Origin of the sequence: Rhodococcus sp. SB1D (genome assembly GCF_048573875.1) — a bacterium.
GTDB lineage: Bacteria > Actinomycetota > Actinomycetes > Mycobacteriales > Mycobacteriaceae > Rhodococcus_F > Rhodococcus_F qingshengii.
The window spans coordinates 183,011-203,277 of the sequence record NZ_JBMAIQ010000013.1 but is presented as its reverse complement, the minus strand read 5'-3'; the positions used below and the strand labels follow the sequence as shown (position 1 = coordinate 203,277).

23 protein-coding genes are annotated in these 20,267 nt (G+C 61.3%); 6 read left to right on the top strand and 17 right to left on the bottom strand.

The window, feature by feature from the left end; translation table 11 throughout:
- Nucleotides 1-36: 36 nt before the first annotated feature.
- Nucleotides 37-435, top strand: a complete 399-nt coding sequence (locus tag ACN50D_RS26040) for a hypothetical protein (RefSeq protein ID WP_042448789.1) — start codon at nt 37-39, stop codon at nt 433-435.
- On the opposite strand, the gene ACN50D_RS26035 is transcribed toward ACN50D_RS26040, so the two are convergent.
- Entirely contained in the window at nt 426-884 is a 459-nt protein-coding gene (locus tag ACN50D_RS26035) for a MarR family winged helix-turn-helix transcriptional regulator (RefSeq protein ID WP_003945257.1), read from the bottom strand. The genes ACN50D_RS26040 and ACN50D_RS26035 overlap by 10 nt on opposite strands.
- A gap of 85 nt (nt 885-969) precedes the next feature.
- Between ACN50D_RS26035 and ACN50D_RS26030 the strand changes: the two genes are divergently transcribed.
- Both ACN50D_RS26030 and ACN50D_RS26025 read left to right on the top strand, forming a co-directional pair.
- On the top strand, nt 970-2,400 hold the full coding sequence (locus ACN50D_RS26030; RefSeq protein WP_054188751.1) for an MFS transporter: 1,431 nt from the start codon (nt 970-972) through the stop codon (nt 2,398-2,400).
- Nucleotides 2,401-2,635: 235 nt separating this feature from the next.
- A complete protein-coding gene (locus ACN50D_RS26025; RefSeq protein WP_007726289.1) occupies nt 2,636-3,136 on the top strand; it encodes a nuclear transport factor 2 family protein in 501 nt (166 codons plus the stop codon).
- Here the strand turns inward: ACN50D_RS26025 and ACN50D_RS26020 are convergent.
- Nucleotides 3,123-3,905 carry a DUF1906 domain-containing protein gene (locus ACN50D_RS26020; protein WP_042920828.1) on the bottom strand — a complete coding sequence of 261 codons (783 nt, stop codon included), beginning with the start codon at nt 3,903-3,905 and terminating at the stop codon, nt 3,123-3,125. The two genes, ACN50D_RS26025 and ACN50D_RS26020, sit on opposite strands and share 14 nt — an antisense overlap.
- An 888-nt stretch (nt 3,906-4,793) precedes the next feature.
- Between ACN50D_RS26020 and ACN50D_RS26015 the strand changes: the two genes are divergently transcribed.
- Nucleotides 4,794-5,024, top strand: coding sequence for a PLDc N-terminal domain-containing protein (locus ACN50D_RS26015; RefSeq protein ID WP_030536232.1), 231 nt, complete (start codon nt 4,794-4,796; stop codon nt 5,022-5,024).
- Here the strand turns inward: ACN50D_RS26015 and ACN50D_RS26010 are convergent.
- The 8 genes from ACN50D_RS26010 to ACN50D_RS25975 all read right to left on the bottom strand — a co-directional run bounded on the left by ACN50D_RS26010 (nt 5,012) and on the right by ACN50D_RS25975 (nt 12,342).
- The gene (locus tag ACN50D_RS26010; protein WP_030536233.1) at nt 5,012-5,953 is read right to left on the bottom strand and encodes an antibiotic biosynthesis monooxygenase; all 942 of its coding nucleotides are present in this window, start codon (nt 5,951-5,953) and stop codon (nt 5,012-5,014) included. The two genes, ACN50D_RS26015 and ACN50D_RS26010, sit on opposite strands and share 13 nt — an antisense overlap.
- 1 nt (nt 5,954) lies before the next feature.
- Nucleotides 5,955-7,355, bottom strand: a complete 1,401-nt coding sequence (locus ACN50D_RS26005) for an amidohydrolase family protein (RefSeq protein WP_211920623.1) — start codon at nt 7,353-7,355, stop codon at nt 5,955-5,957.
- A 69-nt stretch (nt 7,356-7,424) separates the two neighbouring features.
- Nucleotides 7,425-8,123 carry a CPBP family intramembrane glutamic endopeptidase gene (locus ACN50D_RS26000; RefSeq protein ID WP_020908494.1) on the bottom strand — a complete coding sequence of 233 codons (699 nt, stop codon included), beginning with the start codon at nt 8,121-8,123 and terminating at the stop codon, nt 7,425-7,427.
- A gap of 153 nt (nt 8,124-8,276) precedes the next feature.
- Nucleotides 8,277-9,239, bottom strand: a complete 963-nt coding sequence (locus ACN50D_RS25995; RefSeq protein ID WP_249342780.1) for an ABC transporter substrate-binding protein — start codon at nt 9,237-9,239, stop codon at nt 8,277-8,279.
- A 109-nt stretch (nt 9,240-9,348) separates the two neighbouring features.
- On the bottom strand, nt 9,349-9,828 hold the full coding sequence (locus ACN50D_RS25990) for a VOC family protein (RefSeq protein ID WP_050656019.1): 480 nt from the start codon (nt 9,826-9,828) through the stop codon (nt 9,349-9,351).
- Between the two features lie 85 nt (nt 9,829-9,913).
- Nucleotides 9,914-10,900, bottom strand: coding sequence for an alpha/beta hydrolase (locus ACN50D_RS25985; protein ID WP_231915858.1), 987 nt, complete (start codon nt 10,898-10,900; stop codon nt 9,914-9,916).
- Entirely contained in the window at nt 10,897-11,901 is a 1,005-nt protein-coding gene (locus ACN50D_RS25980) for an alpha/beta hydrolase (RefSeq protein WP_030536238.1), read from the bottom strand. Before ACN50D_RS25980 ends, ACN50D_RS25985 begins: the two co-directional genes overlap by 4 nt.
- A gap of 315 nt (nt 11,902-12,216) precedes the next feature.
- A complete protein-coding gene (locus tag ACN50D_RS25975) occupies nt 12,217-12,342 on the bottom strand; it encodes a hypothetical protein (protein ID WP_019744544.1) in 126 nt (41 codons plus the stop codon).
- Nucleotides 12,343-12,613: 271 nt separating this feature from the next.
- Between ACN50D_RS25975 and ACN50D_RS25970 the strand changes: the two genes are divergently transcribed.
- Together ACN50D_RS25970 and ACN50D_RS25965 are read left to right on the top strand one after the other, a co-directional pair.
- Entirely contained in the window at nt 12,614-13,735 is a 1,122-nt protein-coding gene (locus ACN50D_RS25970; protein WP_007726312.1) for a winged helix DNA-binding domain-containing protein, read from the top strand.
- 114 nt (nt 13,736-13,849) lie between these two features.
- Complete coding sequence (locus tag ACN50D_RS25965; RefSeq protein WP_007726313.1) at nt 13,850-15,547, top strand: fumarate hydratase; 1,698 nt, start codon at nt 13,850-13,852, stop codon at nt 15,545-15,547.
- Between the two features lie 60 nt (nt 15,548-15,607).
- Here the strand turns inward: ACN50D_RS25965 and ACN50D_RS25960 are convergent, their stop codons facing one another.
- From ACN50D_RS25960 to ACN50D_RS25930, 7 genes are all read right to left on the bottom strand, one after another.
- Complete coding sequence (locus ACN50D_RS25960) at nt 15,608-15,958, bottom strand: hypothetical protein (RefSeq protein WP_003945214.1); 351 nt, start codon at nt 15,956-15,958, stop codon at nt 15,608-15,610.
- 52 nt (nt 15,959-16,010) lie between these two features.
- Nucleotides 16,011-16,574: a mismatch-specific DNA-glycosylase gene (locus ACN50D_RS25955; RefSeq protein WP_211920627.1), complete on the bottom strand. Its 564-nt coding sequence runs from the start codon at nt 16,572-16,574 to the stop codon at nt 16,011-16,013.
- 20 nt (nt 16,575-16,594) lie between these two features.
- Nucleotides 16,595-17,923 carry a WS/DGAT domain-containing protein gene (locus ACN50D_RS25950; protein ID WP_204855534.1) on the bottom strand — a complete coding sequence of 443 codons (1,329 nt, stop codon included), beginning with the start codon at nt 17,921-17,923 and terminating at the stop codon, nt 16,595-16,597.
- Nucleotides 17,924-17,955: 32 nt separating this feature from the next.
- A complete protein-coding gene (locus ACN50D_RS25945) occupies nt 17,956-18,432 on the bottom strand; it encodes an SRPBCC family protein (protein ID WP_211920629.1) in 477 nt (158 codons plus the stop codon).
- Nucleotides 18,433-18,507: 75 nt separating this feature from the next.
- On the bottom strand, nt 18,508-18,873 hold the full coding sequence (locus ACN50D_RS25940) for a VOC family protein (RefSeq protein ID WP_007726323.1): 366 nt from the start codon (nt 18,871-18,873) through the stop codon (nt 18,508-18,510).
- A complete protein-coding gene (locus tag ACN50D_RS25935; RefSeq protein WP_003945275.1) occupies nt 18,870-19,256 on the bottom strand; it encodes a phage holin family protein in 387 nt (128 codons plus the stop codon). The genes ACN50D_RS25940 and ACN50D_RS25935 overlap by 4 nt, the downstream gene beginning before the upstream one ends.
- Before the next feature lie 40 nt (nt 19,257-19,296).
- Nucleotides 19,297-20,262, bottom strand: coding sequence for an L-lactate dehydrogenase (locus ACN50D_RS25930; protein WP_039972672.1), 966 nt, complete (start codon nt 20,260-20,262; stop codon nt 19,297-19,299).
- Nucleotides 20,263-20,267: the final 5 nt, after the last annotated feature.

Genomic DNA, 20,267 nt, shown 5'->3' with positions numbered 1-20,267 from the left:
CTTTTGCATCTCCGATCACCGTGATAGACCCGATAGATGGGACATCTACGAGTGGACATCACGCACGGTCGTCCAGAGAAGAAATCCGGCCCAGACCAGTCGATACGGTCACACAAGTCGACGCGATCGATACTGTCCATCCGATCCGAGGGGTCCATTCTCTCGATCGGATCGGCGTACTCGATCCTGTCGATCGGTAGCGTCGGCTCTTTTCTTTCGATCGGAAGCATCGGGTCTACGGCGTCGGTCCTGAGTTCGGGCTCGTTCGCCAGTCTCGGGTCCGCGCTGTCCGGTCTCTCACGTTGGTCACTGCTCTCCTGGCGTGGAAATCATGCAGCCCCCGAAGAGCACCCGAAACTTGTTGTCATTGCGCCGGAATCGGATTCGAGCGATCCGGACCGCTCACTACGATCCGTCTCGCACTCTCAGACCTGATTCGGTCGCGGCCATTCGCGGCCTTCCAGCGCTTCGACCGAGGTATTGAATTGCCGCAGTAGGTCACCGAGCGCGAGACGCTGCTCCGGCGTCCACTCGCGGAGGACCTTTTCGACACCGGCTGTCGAATGTTCGCGATCAGCACGAAGTTTCGACAGCCCCTGCGCCGTCGGCCGGACCTTTCGCGCGAGCCCTCCGTCCGGATCCTCCACTCGCTCCACCAAGCCCTGACGCCTCAGCGCGCCGATCTGCCGGTTGATGGTGGAGATGTCGAGCGAGAAAGCGCAGGAGAGTTCCTTGAGGCTCATGGGATGTTGCAATTCCAGTCGACCGAGCAGTAGATACGCCGACCGGTCCAGATGAAGTTCGGCCCGTTGTGCGAGCGCGTGGTAACGCGAGAGCAGAGTCAACTCGTACTCGATATTCACCAGATCAGGGTCCCGGTCCATCCTCATATTGTGCAGACTACACACGATGTGTAGCGTGCACACTGGGGCGAACGCACCAATCAGAACACGCCATGGCGGGAGCCGCATGTCCGTTCACGCAGGGTCGTCCAATGTCGACGAGAAAATCCCCGACACGAACTACGCATCCTCGGGTCCAGTGCTCACCGTTCTAGGACTGTGCGGAATCGTCGTCGCCTTGATGCAGACGCTGGTAGTCCCCATCATTCCGCAATTGCCGCACCTGTTGAACTCCACTCCCGCCGACACCTCGTGGGCGGTCACCGCAACACTCCTCGCCGCCGCGGTGATCACGCCGATCAGCGGGCGCCTCGGCGACATGTTCGGCAAGAAACGAATGCTGCTGGTCAGTCTCGCGATGGTCGTTCTGGGCTCGGCCATCTGCGCGATCGCACCTTCACTGATCGTGCTCGTTGTCGGCCGTGCACTTCAAGGAGCATCGGTCGGGGCAATTCCATTGGGCATAGCCATCATTCGTGACGTTCTTCCACCGAAGAAAGTGGCCGGCGCGATGGCGGTCATGAGCGCCACCCTCGGCGTCGGCGGTGCGATCGGACTGCCGATCGCCGCGGTGATCGCCCAGAATGCCAACTGGCACTTCCTCTTCGTCACATCGGCAGCGTTCGGGCTGATCTGCATCGCACTGGTTGCGTTCGTCATTCCCGAATCGACCGTACGACGCCCGGGACGTTTCGACTTCGTCGGTGCGCTCGGCCTCACCGTTGGTCTGATCACCCTGTTACTCCCCATCACCAAGGGCGGAACCTGGGGATGGGGCGACGCGAAAACCCTGGGGCTCCTTGCGGTTTCCGCGCTCAGCTTCCTGGTGTGGGGATGGTGGGAACTTCGACGCAACGCACCGCTGGTGGACCTCCGCGTATCGGCCCGGCCGCAAGTTCTCTTCACCAACTTCGCGTCGATCGCCGTCGGTTTTGCCATGTACGGCAATTCCCTGACGCTCCCCCAACTGCTCATGGCACCGACGTCCACCGGTTACGGACTCGGACTGTCCATGGTTGCAGCGGGGCTCGCACTGGCCCCCGGCGGACTCGTCATGATGGCGCTCTCGCCCGTCTCCGCTCGAATTTCGGCTTGGCGCGGCCCGCGAATCACGTTGATGCTCGGCGCCCTCGTCATCGGATTGGGTTACGCCTTCGCATATTTCACGGTGTCGAGCGTCTGGCAGGTCGCCGTGGCCGGAATGTTCATCGGAGCGGGCGTCGGGCTCTCGTACTCGGCCATGCCGGCCTTGATCATGGGCGCAGTCCCCATCACGGAATCTGCAGCCGCGAACGGACTGAACTCACTGATGCGATCGATCGGCACGTCGACGTCTGCCGCGATCGTGAGCGTCGTCCTGGCCGGAATGACCATCACCGTCGGCACCGCAGTGATCCCCTCGTTCGAGGCGTTTCGTGCCACGTTCCTGATCTCCATCGCCGCCGCCGTCGTGACGATGGTGTTCGCCGGGTTGATTCCCAAACAGAAAGTCTCGTAAGGGAATCAACCCGGCGGAGGACTCACTTCTCCGAAGAGCCTTCGATGCTGCCCGTCTGCAACTTCGACAGAAGTGTGTAGATGAAATTGATGATGATATCCACGTGGTGCCCTCTCACATAACGGGTCCCCGACCCGACAACGACGGTACCGCAGAACTCTTCTCCATCGAATCGCCGACAATCAATTCTGCAACGTGTTCTAATTTGAGGCGACGACTACCCGAGGAGCCTTTCATGACCTGGACACGCACCGAACTCGAAGACGCCTTCGCGGGTTACCAGAACACCGTTGTCGAGTGCACTCGTTCCGGCGATTGGAACGCCTTCGCGGACATGTTCACCGAGGACGTCGTCTACGTGGAACACGCTTTCGGCACCCTCAATGGCCGAGAGGCCGTACGCAAGTGGGTTACTCGCACGATGACGGAGTTCCCGGGGCACCGCATGACCGAATTCCCGGCCAACTGGTTCGTGGTCGACGAGCAGCGCGGATGGATCGTGTGCGAGATCGACAACCCGATGGAGGATCCGGGTGACGGATCCAAGCACGGAGCCGCCAACATCACGATCCTGCACTACGCCGGCAACGGACTGTGGTCTCGCGAAGAAGACGCCTACAACCCGATGAACTTCCTGTCGATGGCAAAAGCATGGTGCCTCGCCGCGGAAGCGGCGGGCACCCTCCCCGACGACGCCAAGGCCTGGCTCGCCAAATTCGGCGCTATGGTGCGATAGATCCTGTCGGCAACGAGGATCCGACCGGCTGGGCCGGACCGACCGCACCGGCCAACGACCACTGCCCGTAGTCCCGAGTGAGGATCGAGTTCAGATCCACGCCGACGCCGTCGACCTTGCGCTTGTCGATCTCGAACTGATGCAGGTTTGCCCGCGGGTGCACATACCCTGCGGGCGAGCCCCAGTTGTGCTGCCAGAACCAGGTTCCGACGCCGGCACTGATCATTGCGTCGATCACGCGAGTGTTTCCGTAGACGCCGAGCGCTCCGTTGCCGACAACCGAGGCCCACCCCTCGAGGTACGGCGCGATCAGCGTAGTGATTTCGGTACTGGTCGGGTTGTCGTCGATCGACGCGTAGATCGGGCGACCGGACGGCCCACCAGCCGCCGCATGTAGTTCGAGGCCACGGGCAGCATGACGCTTGCCCGCTTCGCGGGCCCCGCGCCAGTCCGCCGTTCCGCCCTTGCCGAATTGATAGCAAGAAACGACTTGAAGTCCGGCCGCGGTCAACGCGTCGGTTTCCCGCGCCAGTACGGGCTTGCCGACCATCCAATCGGCGCCCGGGCGCCTGTCCGAGACGTATCGAATGGCGCCCGCATACCCGGCGGCCTTGATTGCCTGAGCGGACGGCACACCGGCGGCGTAATCGAGCAGGGTCCCGAGCGAACCGGCATTGGCCACCGACGTCGTACCGCTCAATGCAGCGAGTCCGGCAGCCGCCGATCCAGCCGCTGCGTACTTGAAGAGGTTTCTTCGCGAGACGTGCACAAAGCTCCGATCATCGGCGTGTCCCGCTCGAAGTGGCGGGCAGGCAAGCTATCTTCTTTCGCTCGCATTCCACCACAGTCACATCAACCCCGCCATGCACTTGGCCAACAATGCTCACATTGTCACCAAATTGGAGGCTAGACAGATAGTCAGACAGACAACAGTGGCCCCCGAAGACATCGTCTTCGGGGGCCACTGAGTCGGCCTAGCGGCCGGAAGCTATCAGCTGAGCGAGGTGAAGAAGCTCAGAGCGCTGAAGAGATCAGACGCGTTGCTGAAGAAGTCGTTGAGGAAGGTGAAGGCATCCGAGAATTCTGCGCTGCTCATGCGATGTGCTCCTGTCGAAGATACGGTCCAGAGGATTGCCGCCACGTGAGTGGCTGCTGGCGATAAGAGTAGAGGTCTTCCGTTACTTCCGCGACACCAAATGTGTCCGGGACGTTACATTTCGACCCCTTCGGGGCGCGGACATACACACAGGTAACACCCACCGGCAGTGATCAAACTGTCACCTAAGGACGATTTGTTGACGTATTCCGAACATCATTCCCGATAGCAGCTACCGAGCAGCATCAAACCTGTAGGCCGACCACAAGATTGGCAAGCCTTACTTAACAGGATGGGTGTTGCTCCCGATAGAGGGCGTACCAGCAGATTGGCCAAATCCCCCGCGGCAATGTAGCCACGCGAGCTTAGTGCGGGCGCAAACATTCAGCCACAGTTCGAGTTAGCGAGATCTTTACGCCGAAAACGACCGGCCCGACGGCCGGCGGGACCGTCCCTATCGGTCATCATGGTGACGCTATTCACACTGATTTGAGGAACTCCCGGCACCGATAACAACCGGATCTCGACACCGATTGGACGTTCGAGGGCACAGTGGAGTTCATGAACCTCATAAAGAAGAAGTCCTGGAGTGAGCTGTCACCCGCGCAACGCCGCGTCGTCGCCGTGCTCGCAACGATTCAGTCCCTGTTGGCGATCGCCGCGTGGACAGACCTGGCGCGACGCCCTGCCAATACGGTCAACGGCAGCAAGAAGAAGTGGGCGGCGATCATCTTCGTCAACTTCTTCGGGCCACTCACCTACTTCCGCCGAGGCCGGATTCAGTCGAAGTAGTCCCAGAACTGCAGCCACTTCACCGACGCAAAGAGCGTCAGAGTCACTGCGTACACCGCAATTACCGCTGCGCCACCGCGCCAGTTGGTGCGGGGAACGGCGCCGTCGACCGGGTCGAGCCAGTGGCGGAACCACCTGGTGACCGTCGGCATCAGGAACCACGTCATGGCGCCGACGCTGACTATCTGGCTCAACCACATCGACAGCCACGGCGGCGCTCCGATCCCGTCGAGCAGCGGCCCGAGAAACCTCGACAGCGTCATCACCGTCGGATAGAGGACGAGCAGGATGATCATCGCCGTCTTCCAATTCGGCGTCGCGCGAGTCTGCCCGTTCTCCGTGCGCAGAATGGTGCCGAACGGTGTCGACCGCGTGGTCTCGGTGAAGTCCTCGGCCAACTCGGCCCGCAGTTTCGGTAGTGCTGCGGCCCTCTCGGGCGACGCCATCCACACCGCCAACTGCTGCTCTGTCCGAAACCGAAGGACGGACTTCCACTGGGTGGAGTCGGTGACCGACCGCAACAACATCACCGACTCGTAGCCGGAGAATCGCGAACTGAGATCGATGAGGTGTCGTTGCGTTCGCAGAAACTCGTTCTCCTTACCCACGACGACGGCGTGGTCGTACACACCGATACCGGGCGGCGGCAGCACGCCGTCGATCAGAACGAGATCACTCGTCTGCGCAAGAATTCCCGTTGCAGCAGCTGATCTTTCGAGATCGCGGCGATCAGTCGACTCCAGCCAACGATGAAGATCGTCGGCACTGTCGAAAGTGACGGACACGCCGTGCGACACCGGTTCCGGTTGATCACTGATGCCACAGCTCAGGTAGCCGTCGAATCGACCGGCGGTCTCAGCCGCACGCTCGACCCACGCCCGGAATCCCGAACTCGTTCGGTGGTACCCGGTGATGGCAGTTGCGGACACGTCAGCCCGATATCCGGCGCCCTTGCACGTACACGTGCGCAATCGCGGGCTCGCGCATCGCCATCAGGAGCCCGAAGAGCGTCTGGTCGCGGGCGAGTATCGGATCATCCGAACGCGTTCCGTAGTTGACGAGCCCGGCGAGCGGCGGCCACCCGGACGGATCGATCACCAGGAAGTCGGCCTCTTTGCCCTCGTCGAAGTTGCCGATCCGGTTCTCCATGTCCAGCGCGCGAGCACCGGCGAGTGTTCCGGTGAACAGCAGTTCGGCAGGGTGCATCGACACTCCGTCGTCGCCGGCTTCGGAGATGTGAACCTTGAAGGCGTCGCCGAGGACTCGGGTGAGCAGGCACTCGTCGCCGCCACCGAAGTCCGATCCGATCGCGATGTTGACCCCTGACGCAACGGTTCGTTTCCACGGCATGGTGCCGGAGCCGAGAAACTGCTGGGAAGTAGGGCAATGTGCGATCGAGGTTCCGGTCTCGGCCATTCGTGCGAGTTCGGAGTCCTGGCAGTGCACCGAGTGCGCGAGTATCGCGCGTGGACCCAGGAAGCTCTTTCCGCCGACCTGTGAGCCGGGGAGGAACTTGCCGTCGTACGTGTCGAGATAGGTCTCGACCTCGTACTCGGCGAGTGTGGTTGCCACCTCGCCGGTTCCGGGCCGATTGTTCTCGTTGAGATGACTGTGGAAGTAGACGCCCCGGTCACGGACGGAGTCGTACAACTCCCCCAAGTCCTTCAGCGTCCGTGTTGTCACCGCGAGAGAGAAGCGGGGAACCACTGCGACGTGAACGAGCGCAGTGTTCACGTCGCCGGTGTCGGCCGCGTGCCACTTGTCGATCTCCTCGCGGGTGAGTCTGATCGCGTCCTCTTCCGAGGTGATCAGTGCAGCGGCGGAGGCCGGGCCGGTGGTCTGAATCCCGCGTCCGCTGACCACTCGAAGGCCGCGTTCCAGAGTTTCCGAGAACAGGGCGTCCTGCGCGTGCGGGAAGGCCGATCCGAACACCATCGCGGCCGTGGTTCCCGTGGCGATTCGGCGAGCGCAGAAGGCCTCGGCAGCGTGCTGGGCGAATTCCGGATCAGCGAATCTCGATTCGGAGGGAAAGACGCACAGGTCGAGCCACTCGAGGAGTTGGCCGCCGCCGTAGGCGTCGCCGGCGTAGGTCTGCGGGAAATGAATGTGTGCATCGACGAATCCGGGCAGCAGGAAACCCGGTCGGTGGTCGTGGGTTTCAGCGCCTTCGAGACCGCTCGGGAGTGATCCGAATTCTCCGCAGTAGACGATCGTTCCGGCATCGTCGATCGCCAAGACGCCGTCGGGGATCGAGACGAGCGACTGCGCCGCATCCTCTACCGTCGGACGACCGGAGATGTGGAAGACATGGCCTCGATGAAGGTGCGTCACTTACTGAGCAAAGCACAAAACTACCCGGCTCCGCGCGGCGAATGCTGTCCTTTTTGTCAGATATTGGGATCAAGCAAGAGTTGCATGCCAAACAAGAGCCGCAGCCAGTGCACCTGCACCATTCAACGACCAATGCAGAGCAATCGGCGCAATCAGGCTGCCGCTGCGATGACGAAGCCAGGTGAACACGAGACCGGCCGCAGCGGTGGCGAGAACAGCTCCGAGGATGCCGGCGACCTGGCCGACGACTCCGGTACCGAGAAAGCCGGACAGCCCTTCGTTACCGCTGGTCAAACCCATCGACGACGCGATGTGCCACAGTCCGAACATCAGAGAACCGGCAGCGGCGACGCCGCGGAATCCACTGACCCGGTTCAACGTGCCGTGCAGGACGCCACGGAAAGCCAACTCTTCGGGAATGACGGTCTGCAGCGGGATCACGATCATCGACGCGATGATCGCGCCGGAAATAGTGGCGTAGCGATCCGCCATGAAGAAAGGACGTGTGAGCGGAAGCAGAGCGCCGACGGCGACAACGGTCAGGACCAGGCCGACGGCAGCAAGCGCGTACTTCGAACCTCGCCGCAGGTCACGAGGGGACAGCCCCAATTCCGCCCAACCCATTCCCCGGCGCTTGGTGAGCGCCAACAGGACGAGAGCAGAGATGGGTACCGTCGCGATGCTTGCCCAGGCGGTGGTGAAATGCGCGATCAGATTGGTTCCCACCAGCACCACGATCACAACAGCGATATCCACGTATGCATGCATCCGCGGAAAACGAGGAGCGGTCGCTTCGATCTCCACTGGGCCGCCGCTCGTTAGCTGAAAGTTCACTTTGTCCAGTGTACCGGCGCACGAGAACTGCCCGCCACTGTTTGCGAACACGCTCACAGTGACGGGCAGGTCCCGAAACAGCTCTGATCAGGCGCCGAGCGTGCTCGCAAACTTCGGAACGGCGTTGTCGATTGCGTAGGTCAACCCCGGTACCGAGCCACTCGAGAACGCATTGACGAGTGCCGGGTCATCGAGGATCAACAGATGTCCCTCCTGAGCCGACGGGATTGCGCGCAGTAGCGGATCGTTCGCAAACGCACTGCTGTCGAGGAAGATCGGAAACAGCACCGTGAGATCCGCGTCGAACAGGTTCAGGTTCTCGTTGGCGACCGGGATGTAGAAGTTTCCGGTGGCTTTTTCGGTGATCGCCGTCGGGATCGTGAAGCCGAGGCGGGTCATGAAGTCTGCGCGTGCGTCGCCGGGTACGTAGGCGCCGTAGCCGTCGGAACTGTAGGCGCCGACGGCCGCTGTCTTACCCGCAAAGCTCGGATTGGCGGCAATTGCAGCGTCGAACTTGGCGTTGAGGCCGGACAGTAGCGCCTTTCCTTCTGCTTCCTTGCCGAGAGCCTTCGCGACGAGTTCGGTCTGCTGCTCGACCGTCGTCCCGTAGGCCGTGGCGAGACCTGGAGGCGGCCCGACCGTCGGCGCGATGGCACTGAGCTTGTCGTAGGTGGCCTGCGTGTTGTCGCTTCGCGTCCACAGAATGAGGTCCGGTTCGAGCGCGATGACGTCTTCGACGCTCAAGTCCATCGTTCCGAGGATCTTCGGGTCCGTGGTGAACTCGTCCGCAATCCAGGGTCCGACGCCCTTGCCACCGAACGCCATCCAGTCCGCGACGCCCACTGGTTGAGTGCCCAGAGCGAGTGCCGTCTCGGCGTCCGACCAACCGAGCGCGACGACGCGCTCCGGGTTGGCCGGGACCTCGACGTCACCGAACATGGTCGAGACGGTTGCTCCCGCCTCCGCGGGTGCGTCAGCGCTGTCGCTGCTGCAGCCGGCAAGTCCGGCGACGGCGAGCGAGGCCGCCAAGGCGGTGACTGCAATCTTCATTCGAGAGACTTTGATTCGCATGGTTACCAGCACTCCTCCAACGCTCAGCGAGAATTAGGGAAGGCTAGCATCAGCTAACGAAGGCTATCGCCCATCGGCCAGATCGTGTTCAGGACGCGTCTGCGGCCCGTTCGAGCTCCGCGATGTCGATCTTCTTCATCTTCATCATCGCGTCCGTGGCGCGTTGCGCCTTGGCCCGATCCGGATCCTTCATCAGTTCGAGAAGGCGATTCGGGACTACCTGCCAGGACAATCCGAACTTGTCCTTGGCCCATCCGCACGGGCCCTCTTCCCCATCCTCGGTCAGCCTGGACCAGTAGTGATCGACCTCAGCCTGATCGACGCACGGAATTTCGAAAGACACTGCTTCCGAGAACGTGAACATCGGCCCGCCGTTCAATCCGGTGAATCGCTGACCGCCGAGTTCGAAGCTGACGGTCATCACCGAGCCTGCCGGCATTCCGGAGGGCGATCCCTCGACGTACCTTTCGATTCCGAGTATCTGCCCGGAACCGAACACCGAGATGTAGAAGTTGGCTGCTTCTTCTGCTTGGTTGTCGAACCACAAACAGGGAGTGATGGAAGGCATGTTCTGTCCTTGTCGGAGAGGTTACGAAACAGGTGTACAGGGTTATAGACCCGACCCGAAACGAAAACTCATCGCCAGGAACTGCTCAAGCGGACAACGCAGATTCGAGCATCGGCCAGGAACGAACGAGTTCGTCGCGCCAGTACGGCCAACCGTGCGTCCCCACCGGCTGAGCGCTGCGGGTGACATCGACTCCGCGATCACGCAACACCTGAGTGATCTGGTCGGTGCACAGGTTCGATCCCAGTTCCATGACCCCGCCAACGACCAATACCCGGCCCAGGGCAGGAGTATCGAGAGTTTCGTGCGGACCTGGTAGTCCCGATCCCGAGGCGAGATACACCTTGGTGCCGCGCAGCTTGTCGGCATTGGCGAAGATGTCGTGCTCTTGCCAAGCCTCACTGCCGGCCGGACCCCACATCTGCTCCGAACGGGCATTTCCGTTGATCACCACAAGATCGGTCAACGCCTTGCCGAATCCCCCGACAGTTGTGTAGCAGCCGCTGTAGCCGGCGACCGCGTCGTACAACCCGGCTGAGCGCTGGGCCAGAATCAGCGCGGCTTCTGCGCCCATCGAAATCCCGCCGATTGCGTTGTGCCCGTTGGTGGCGAACCTCGTGTCGATCAGTGGGGGAAGCTCTTTCGCCAGGAACGTCTCCCACTTCAGACGACCGAATTTCGGGTGGTCTTCCTGCCAATCGGTGTACATGGTGCCGGTTCCACCGATGGGGAGTACGACGTTCACGTTTTTGTCGGCAAAGAACGGGACGATATCGCCGTTAGCCGGAGCCAGCCAGTTGTTCTCTTCGATCTGCCCGGAATTGCCGTCCAGGAGATACAGCGTCCCGCGCGGTTCCGAGCGGTCGGCAGGAAGCAGCACTTTCACCTGCATGGTGCGCCCCATGGCGGGACTCGCGACGTCGAGAAGAACCAAGCGCGAAGACAGTTCGGTGACACTCGTTATCTTCGGGGTCTCGTCGGCGAGCGCGGTCGAGGGCAACGCAAGTAGTGAAATCAAGGCGAGCGCGCCGACGAGAACGACGCTTCGAAGGCTTGCTCGATGGGGCCTCACACGCCGAGCGACGCGGCGATCATCGGCCACGAGTCGTGTAAGTCGTCTTCCCAGTATCCCCATGAATGCGTTCCTGCCGGCTTGAAGTTGTAGCGAATGTTGTTCATACCCAATGCGTTCGTCCTGTCCGCAAGCTGGGTGGTGCAGTAGTGAGTTGCCGCCTCGATTCCGCCACCGAGAACAAGTTGCAACGCCAAATCTGTGACGTCGTTGTCGATCCGCGGATCGGCAAGTGTGTCGTACGGACCCGGAATTCCGGTTGCTGTTGTGATGTACATAGGGACTCGAGGTAGCTTGTCCGCGTTGACAACCGGATCGTGAGCCGGCCAACCCGGACCATCGTACGGACCCCACATGTTTTCCGCGTCACCCCCACCCACGGCAACCACGAGTTTCACGAAGTTCTGCCCGATGCCCGGACTCGTCATCGCGCACCCGCTGAAGGACCCGACACTGTTGTACAGCGCGGGCGCCGCCATAGCCAGATCCAGTACCGACGTGCCTGCCATCGACAGGCCTGCCAGTGCGTTCTCGCCGGTCGTCGCGAACATCGAATCAATGACTGGCGGTAGTTCTTCCGTCAGGAACGTGGTCCACATGTTGACCCCGTTGTTGTTGCCGGATTTCGCGAGGCCGGGGTCCGGCCGCTCCCAATCGGTGTAATAGCTGAATGCTCCACCGAGAGGCGTGACCACGTTGACGTGCTTGTCCGCGAAGAACTTCGGTGCGTCGGTCCGCACCGACCACGTCGCGTCGTCTTTTCCTCCGTCTACTCCGTTGAGTAGGTAGAGCGTCGGAGCAGGCGTCGAAGTATCAGCCGGCCGCAAGACCTGCAACGGAATGTCGCGCCCCATCGACTGTGAGTACACCGAGATGTCGACCAGCCTGCTGTCCGCCGACTGAGCGTGACCCGGTGCGGTGAGGAGCTGGAGCCCACACACTGCCGTGGCCAACGCCACGAAGACACGGAAAACCGTTCGTAACGCACGAGTCTCGATCATCCGGGTCACTCTCTTCGGCAGCGGAACCTTTCGAACGGTACCGCCTGAAACAGGCAAACCCGACGTGATCGGAAATACTCGATCCGGTCGACACGGAAAGGCTCACGCACCGAGTGCGTGAGCCTTTCTCGTCAGACGACGCTTACTTGGGCGTAACCGTGCCGCCGCTGAGCGTGGTCAGTGCGTCGACGAGACGCTGACCGAGGTTGTTGACGCTTCCGATGGCTTCACCGAGAGATCCCATGAGTTTCCTCCTGCAGTTTGTCGAAATTGAAGTAACTACACCCGGAGCGGGCGTGGCAATGTCGCGCTGAATTAGGGGGTGGGGTCCTTGGAGATGGTCTCTACCGATCCCATGAAGGTCTTGAGCAGACCGTCAGCGCTGAACAGTGATCCCAGGCCCTGAACAACAGCGCCGAGAATTCCTTCCATTGAACCCATGTGAATCTCCTTGAGAGGTCAGAGGTCAGCTGCCAAAAGCACCCGACAGTGCTGTGACAGCTGCGTCACATCTGTAATGTATCCGTGACGTGGGTAACAGTAATCATACGAACGACCAGTTGGCAAAGGATTCCGACAATGGGGTCATTATTTCGACTAATAAGGTCTGCTACTGAAAAAATTCCGGCCAATCGGTCGAATTTGACCAATTCTGTCGCCGCATTGATCAACCGCCCCAAATCCTGCGGTTACCCACCAGTAAACTGAAATCATGTCTAGCGCAACCTCACTCACGCAGGTAGCTAATTTCCGGTGGCACCGCCATCAACTCGACCGAGCGGTTGTCGGTGACGCCGATCACAGCGATTGCAGCATTCTCGATCTCGGGATTCAGAACACCGGACCTGACGGAGCCGCCTGGGCCCTGCGGATCCGCGGCGTCCGCGTCGACGCCACTGAGCTCGCTCTTGCCTGGACGTTGCGCGGAGCCCCCCACTATTACCGTCGGGGCGACCTGCCTGCCGTCGCCGCCGCCACGTCGCCGTTCAGCGAAGCCGATGCAGCCAAGCGCATTTACGACGCGAATCGGCCCCTGAAGGCCGCCGGCATCCCGACGCTGACTGCCCTGCAAACAGTTGCTGCTGCGATGCGGGACATCGTCTCGAAACCAACCGTCAAGGGCGAGATGTCCGCGCAGTTGACCAACCGAGTGACCGAGCCCTATCTGAGATTCTGCCGCCCGTGCAACGCCACTCATCTGTACGAGATGCCGTTCCGGCTCGCGGCACTCCAGGCAGGCCTCGAGCTACAGCCGGACACATCTCCCCCAGTGCTCGAACGCATTCCGGGTTGGCGCCGACGCCCATTCAGCGCCACGGGCGCAGACGCAGATTCCCGCTTCGACGTGATCCGGGGTTATCTGCGGTTCTACGGCCCCGCGACACCTGCTCACGTCGCGTCGTTTCTCGATGCTCCGGTCAGGGACGTCAAAGCCCACTGGCCAATCGATGCCGAGGAGATCGAGGTGAACGGCGAGAAGCGGTGGATTCTCGAACAGGACCGCGAAGACTTGTTCGGCTCCCCCACCGATTCAAATACGCGCTTGCTCGGGCCTTTCGATCCGTATGTACAGCTCAAGGATCGGGAGACCCTGGTTCCCGATCCGACCGCCCAGAAGACGGTGTGGCCGACCCTCGGGCGACCGGGCACGGTGGTAGTCGGTGGCACGATCACCGGATTGTGGCGACCACGAGCATCCGGAAAGACGCTGAAGGTCGCGATCACCCCGTGGGGAACGTGGTCACGATCGGCCCGCGCAGCAGTGGCCGAGCAGGCCGAAATACTTGCCGAATTTCGCGGCGTCGAGCTCTCCGAACTGGTCGAAGTATCTTGATCGAGCCAGTGGCATCCGGATAATTCCAGCTCACACCCGCCCCGATTCGGAGAAGGAAACCCCCAACGATAACCTGAATGCGACCTTCGCACGCACCCTTGTTCAGGAGAGATGATGGCCGACTTCCTCTATGAGGACCTGTTGCCGATCGGTGATGACACCACCGAGTACCGATTGCTCACCACCGAAGGGGTGTCGACAGTCGAGGGACCGGACGGCCGCACCTTCCTGCAGGTCGAGCCAGAAGCGATGCGCTTGCTGACCGAAACGGCGCTGCACGACATCTCTCATTACCTGCGCACGGATCACCTGACGCAGCTCGCGAGCATCCTCGACGATCCCGAAGCGTCGAACAACGACAAGTTCGTCGCGCTCGATCTGCTCAAGAACGCCAATATCGCCGCTGCCGGCGTTCTGCCGATGTGCCAGGACACCGGAACCGCCATCGTCATGGGCAAGCGTGGACAGCATGTGCTCACCCCCGGCGACGACGAGAAGTCCATTGCCCGCGGTGTCTACGACGCCTACACGCGTCTGAACCTGCGCTACTCGCAGAACGCCCCCATCACGATGTGGGACGAGAAGAACACCGGCAACAACTTGCCCGCGCAGATCGAGCTGTACGCCGATACTGCTGCCGGACATGAGAACTCGTACAAGTTCCTCTTCATGGCCAAGGGCGGCGGAAGCGCCAACAAGTCCTACCTGTACCAGGAAACCAAAGCGATCCTCAATCCCGACTCGATGATGCAGTTCCTCGAGGCGAAGATCCGCTCACTCGGCACCGCAGCCTGCCCGCCCTACCACCTTGCAATCGTCGTCGGCGGTACTTCGGCCGAGTTCGCGATGAAGACGGCGAAGTACGCGTCGGCGCACTATCTCGACGAATTGCCCACCGAAGGCGCCATCACGGGTCGCGGCTTCCGCGATCACGAGCTCGAGAAGAAGGTTTTCGAGCTGACGCAGAAGATCGGTATCGGAGCACAGTTCGGCGGCAAGTACTTCTGCCACGACGTCCGCGTCGTCCGACTCCCCCGCCACGGCGCTTCGTTGCCCGTCGCCATTGCGGTGTCCTGCTCGGCAGATCGACAGGCGAAGGCCAAGATCACCCCGGAGGGCGTGTTCCTGGAACAGCTCGAATTCAACCCGGGCCGTTTCCTGCCCGAGGTCACGGACGCTCAGCTCGACGAAGAGACGGATGGCATTTCGGGTACCGGCAAGGGCGCTGCGGTCAAGATCGATCTGACCAAGCCGATGTCGGAGATCCTCGCCGAGCTCTCCAAGCACCCGGTGAAGACTCGTCTCTCCTTGACCGGTCCGCTCGTCGTGGCACGCGACATCGCGCACGCCAAGATCAAGGAACGCCTCGACGCAGGCGAAGAGATGCCGCAGTACCTCAAGGATCACCCGGTGTACTACGCCGGCCCCGCCAAGACGCCCGACGGCATGGCGTCCGGTTCGTTCGGCCCGACCACGGCCGGCCGTATGGACTCGTACGTCGAGCAGTTCCAGGCCGCCGGTGGCTCGATGATCATGCTGGCCAAGGGAAACCGCTCCAAGCAGGTCACCGACGCCTGCAACTCGCACGGCGGTTTCTACCTCGGGTCGATCGGTGGACCGGCCGCTCGCCTGGCGCTCGACTGCATCAAGAAGGTCGACATCCTCGAGTACGCCGAACTGGGAATGGAAGCCGTCTGGAAGATCGACGTCGAGGACTTCCCCGCCTTCATCGTCGTCGACGACAAGGGCAACGACTTCTTTGCGCACACCGGTGAAGTGACCCTGACGATCGGCAAGCGCCCGGGTCTGTAGACACGTCAACAGCAAAGAGCCCCGGCGAGTTTCGATCGCCGGGGCTCTTTTGTGTCTTTGTCAGGTCCAGAGCGCGGCCACGAATACGGTCACGATCGACAACCCGCCGACGACGTGTACCAGATTCGGATTGGGCTGGCCCTTCTTCTGCTTCGCCCGGGTGATCTCGGCAAGCGCCACGATGACCAGCGAAAGCACCAGCTTCACAGCGATCTTCGCGTGAATGTAGTTCTTGTCCAGGGCGCCTTCGCCCAACCCGACGATGATCAGGCCGGACACGAACTGCATCCTGGCACCCCACACCATGACCTCGGTGATCGAAGGAGCCTTGAGGACGGTGAAGTAGCTACCGACCAGGGCAGCCATGCCGAGTAGGTGAATCACTACAAAGACGTTGTATAGAACAGACATACAAGCACTTTAACTTGTACCTTGTTCTGGCCGAACGGAACTGCGACTTCTCTCAGAGAATTCCGGCTTCGGATGCGGCGGAACGATATTTCGCTGCCAAGGTGTCCACCGTCTCGTGTGCGTTGAGACCACTGGGATTGGGCACGATCCACAGTTTTGCCCCCTCGAAATCACGGTCCTGACGCCCGGCCTTCGCCTTCTTGTCACCGAAAGCTGTTCGATAGGCGGTGATCCCGGCGAAGGCAACGACTACTGGATTGGTTGCGCGCACGATGTTTCGGACCCGAACTCCGCCAGTTGCGAGTTCCTCCGACGTCAATTCATCGGCGCGCGCAGTTGCCCGCACCGCCAAATTGGTGATGCCCACTCCCCGATCGATCAGATGCTGTGTGTCAGCGTCCGACATACCCGCGGAAGGATCGATCGCATGCTCGATTATGCCTGCCCGCAGCAGTGCCGGATAGAACCGATTACCCGGTCTGGCGAAATGCGCGCCGGTCGCCGCCGTCCACAGTCCCGGATTGATACCGACGAACAACAGACGACAATTCGGCCCGATCAGATCGTCGATCTCGGCGTCTCGGAACGATTCCAGTTCGGCACGCGTGAATCCCATGCTGCCAGTACATCAGGCCGTCACGACAGTGCTTCGCGCACCTCGTCGATCGCGTCATGCATCATCTGCTCGTACACATCGATGTCCGGGATCGAGGCCGGACTGCTGGTGATGCTGATCGTCACAGTGTCCCCGATCCCGTGTACGCCGTGGGTCAACGACATGACCGGCGACAAACTCGGGAAGCCCGCTGTGAACCGAACGACGCCGCCTCCGAGCACCAGATCCGCGTCACCGCGCGCGACACTCGACACCACGGTGTTTCCAGTGACCTCGTCGGGTACTGCCGTGAAATCGTATTGCTGCACGCCCCAACGGACCAGCGGGCCGGGAACCGCGTTCAGCGCGAGATCCGACGCTGCGCTGGATGGATGGGACGCACGTGCGCGACGCTCGTCCATCGACTCCTTGATCAGTTGGGCTCGCTCACGAAGATCATCGACTTCCGGGAACAGTCCGACACCTGCATTGCGGAAGTGATTGCGCGCCGTGGGTGTACCTGCCTTGGCGATGGTCACCTCAGCTCCCAATTCGGGCGGTACCGAGCCGTCTCGCTCGGTGAGGTAGTTCGCCATCGCTACCGAGATGGCTGTCATCGCTCCGACTGTGACGGATACGCCGTCGCCACGGAAATCTGCGCTGTCCCGCACGACCATGCGCACCAGTCGGTGCGGTCCGGGAGGGATGTTCGAGCGCACCTTGGGACGGCTCGCCGCCTGCGGCGCAACAACTCCCGATTCGGTGTCCGCCTGCAGCTGTAACTGCGCTCGGTGCCCCGCCCGGCCGTCGCGGAACAGCGAAACAAGTTGACCCGGAAGGCGCAGGGCGGCGCGGCCCAAAATCTCGGCTGATCCGCTACGCCGCACGTCCGTCTTCTGCTTCGCGGGCGGTTGCGGCGAGAACAGCTGGCGAGCAATCGCCGACGCGCGTTTGCCGTCCGCCAGAGAATGAGCGACCTGCAGAACTGCGATCAGCGCCGGGCCACTGCAGCGCGGCACGCCGGTGACGCCGTGAAACAGGTGCAGCGTCCACGGGGACTCGCGTGGGTCGACGTGGTTTTCGAGTAGCTTCTCGATGCCGTGAATGCACGAGAGCCACGAGTTTTCGGGCAGCTCATGCACTCTCACCAACGAGGCATCGACCGGCATAGGCTCCCAGAGCGGATAGTCGAGGTGCCACGGTGATTCGCGTATCCGAACATTGAGATCCGGGATGAGCGACGCTCTTTCCACCACCGAGCGTCGTAGCTCGTCCATGGACTGGCTCTGCCCGTCGAAGCAGTAAAGCAGCAGCTGATCGTTGGGGATCTTCTCCGAAATCCAGAAGGTTTGGGCGTCGGTGGGCGTCATCCGTAACACCGGGAGACGGTACCACCGGCTCGTCAGCTCTTTTCTGCAGCAGCTTTCAGCTGGGACAGGCCCTTCTCGAAATCCTTTCCGACAAGCTTGTCCATGCTGAAGATGAAACCGAAGATCTTGAAGAACAGATTCTTCTTTCCGGTCATCTTCCACGTCACCTGAACTTCACCGGCATTCGGAGAGATGAGAAACGTGGTGACGTTCTGCGCCTTGAACGGCTTGAGGAAGGCCAGGTCCAAAACTACTCGTTCATTCGGGACGGATTCGGTGATCACCATCGAACCGGAGCCCGCCTTCTTGTTTCCCGCCCAGGCGTACGAAGCCCCGACGCCCGCGTCAGGCCCCGCGTACGTCCGCTGCATCGCCGGGTCGAGACCTTCCCACGGCGACCACTGAGTCCACTGATGGAAATCGTTGATCAACGCGAAGACGACCGGTGCTTCTGCCTTGACGATCTTCGTACGTTCTACCAGGAATTCGTTGGAATTCTGCGAAGCCATCGTCGATCTCCAATTCTCGGGCGTGACAAGTGTTCGGAATTATCCACGGTCGACGAGATCGGAGCGAGTCGACACTCAGTCCCGCAGGCACAGGCAGAAATAGTGACCGACCGGGTCGCGGTACACGCGGAAAGTCTGATGCTCCGGAATGTCGGTCACCCGCTGCGCTCCAAGGTTCGTCACCCAAGCCTCGGCGGGGTCGAGAGAATCCACGAACAGATCCAGATGGATCCCGACACCGGAGGTCGGCCAGTCCACCGGAACAAAATCCGGAGCGAGCTGAAACGCGAGCCGCTCCCCGCCGGGTCCTTCGATCACGTGCCAATCATCCTCGTCGCGAACACTTTTCCACTCGAGGACCTGGACGTAGAAGTTGGCCAATGCAGCCGGATCCGGGCAGTCCAGGACTGCGTAGTCCATACCGATGTTCGGGCGCGTCACTGTGCCTTCTTCTCCTGAACTTTCTTACGCACGAACAACAACGGAAGAACCAGCGTCGCAACGGCGGTTACCAGCCACACGACGACGGTTCCCAGAATCCACGTCGAGACACCGGAGATCGACAGATTGGAGAAGAGCGACGCCACCAACAGCGCGACAAATGTCGACACCAATCCGATTCCGCCGAGAAATGCCGGTGCATGGCGCTTTGCCACCGTGGCGATGAACGGCGCCAGGACCGACTGCGCAATCGCAAAGATCACGACCGCAACGATGAATCCGGATGTGGGCGCCGAGAAGCCCGAAAGAATCAACGACGCAACAAGAAGCCCGACAGCGGCAGAACCCAGGAAGATCGCGGCGCGAATCAGGAAGCTGATCATTTGTTGATCCTATATGTCGGATATCGAGGAGAACAGATATTCACAATCCCAGAGATTCCTGCACCTCTCGCAATGTCCGGGCAGAAGATCGGAGCCCCGAAGCCTCCTTTTCCGATAGCGGTACTTCGAGGACTCGGCCGGCACCAGCGCGACCAACCATCGTGGGAAGGGACAGGCAAACGTGCTCGAGTCCGTGGACGCCGCTCTGCAAAGTCGATACCGGCAGAACCCGTTGTTCGTCCCGCAACACGACTTCCGCGATGAATGCGCTCGACAATCCGATGGCGAGGTTGGTCGCGCCCTTACCCTCGATGATCTCGTAAGCACTCTCGACTACAGACTTCGCTACTTTCGCGCGTAGGTCGGGGCCGAGGACGCCACCCGACGGTCCCACGAACGAGGTTGCCGGCACTCCGCCGATGGTTGCGCTCGACCAGAGCGGAATCTCGGAATCCCCGTGCTCGCCCACGATGAAGGCATGAACGTTCTCCACCGCGACTCCGAGTTCGGTAGCCAGCAGGAATCGCAATCGGGCCGTGTCCAGCACGGTCCCAGATCCGAAAATTCGGCCGCGGTACGACGGTCCCGCGGCCTGGATCGCTGCGTAGGTCGCCACGTCGACCGGGTTGGTGACGAAGAGAAGGACCGCGTCCGGTGACACCGCCAACAGTTGTTCGGTCAGTGTCTGCGCGATCTTGACGTTCACCGCGGCAAGTTCGAGCCGCGACTGACCGGGATGCTGTTTGGCGCCCGCGGTGACGACGACCAAGTCGGATCCCGCGGTGACCGAGATGTCATCGCCTCCGTCGACAGTGCACGGCGGTGTGAACTGGGTGCCGTGGTTGAGATCGAGAACTTCGGCCCGGACCTTTGCGCTGTTGGTGTCGTAGAGGGCGAGCGCGTCGGCCGATCCGCGTATCAGGCACGCATACGCAATTGCGGTGCCGACGCTTCCCGCACCGACAACGGACACTTTTCGTCTGGATGAACGATTCGGCGTCGTCATGGGTA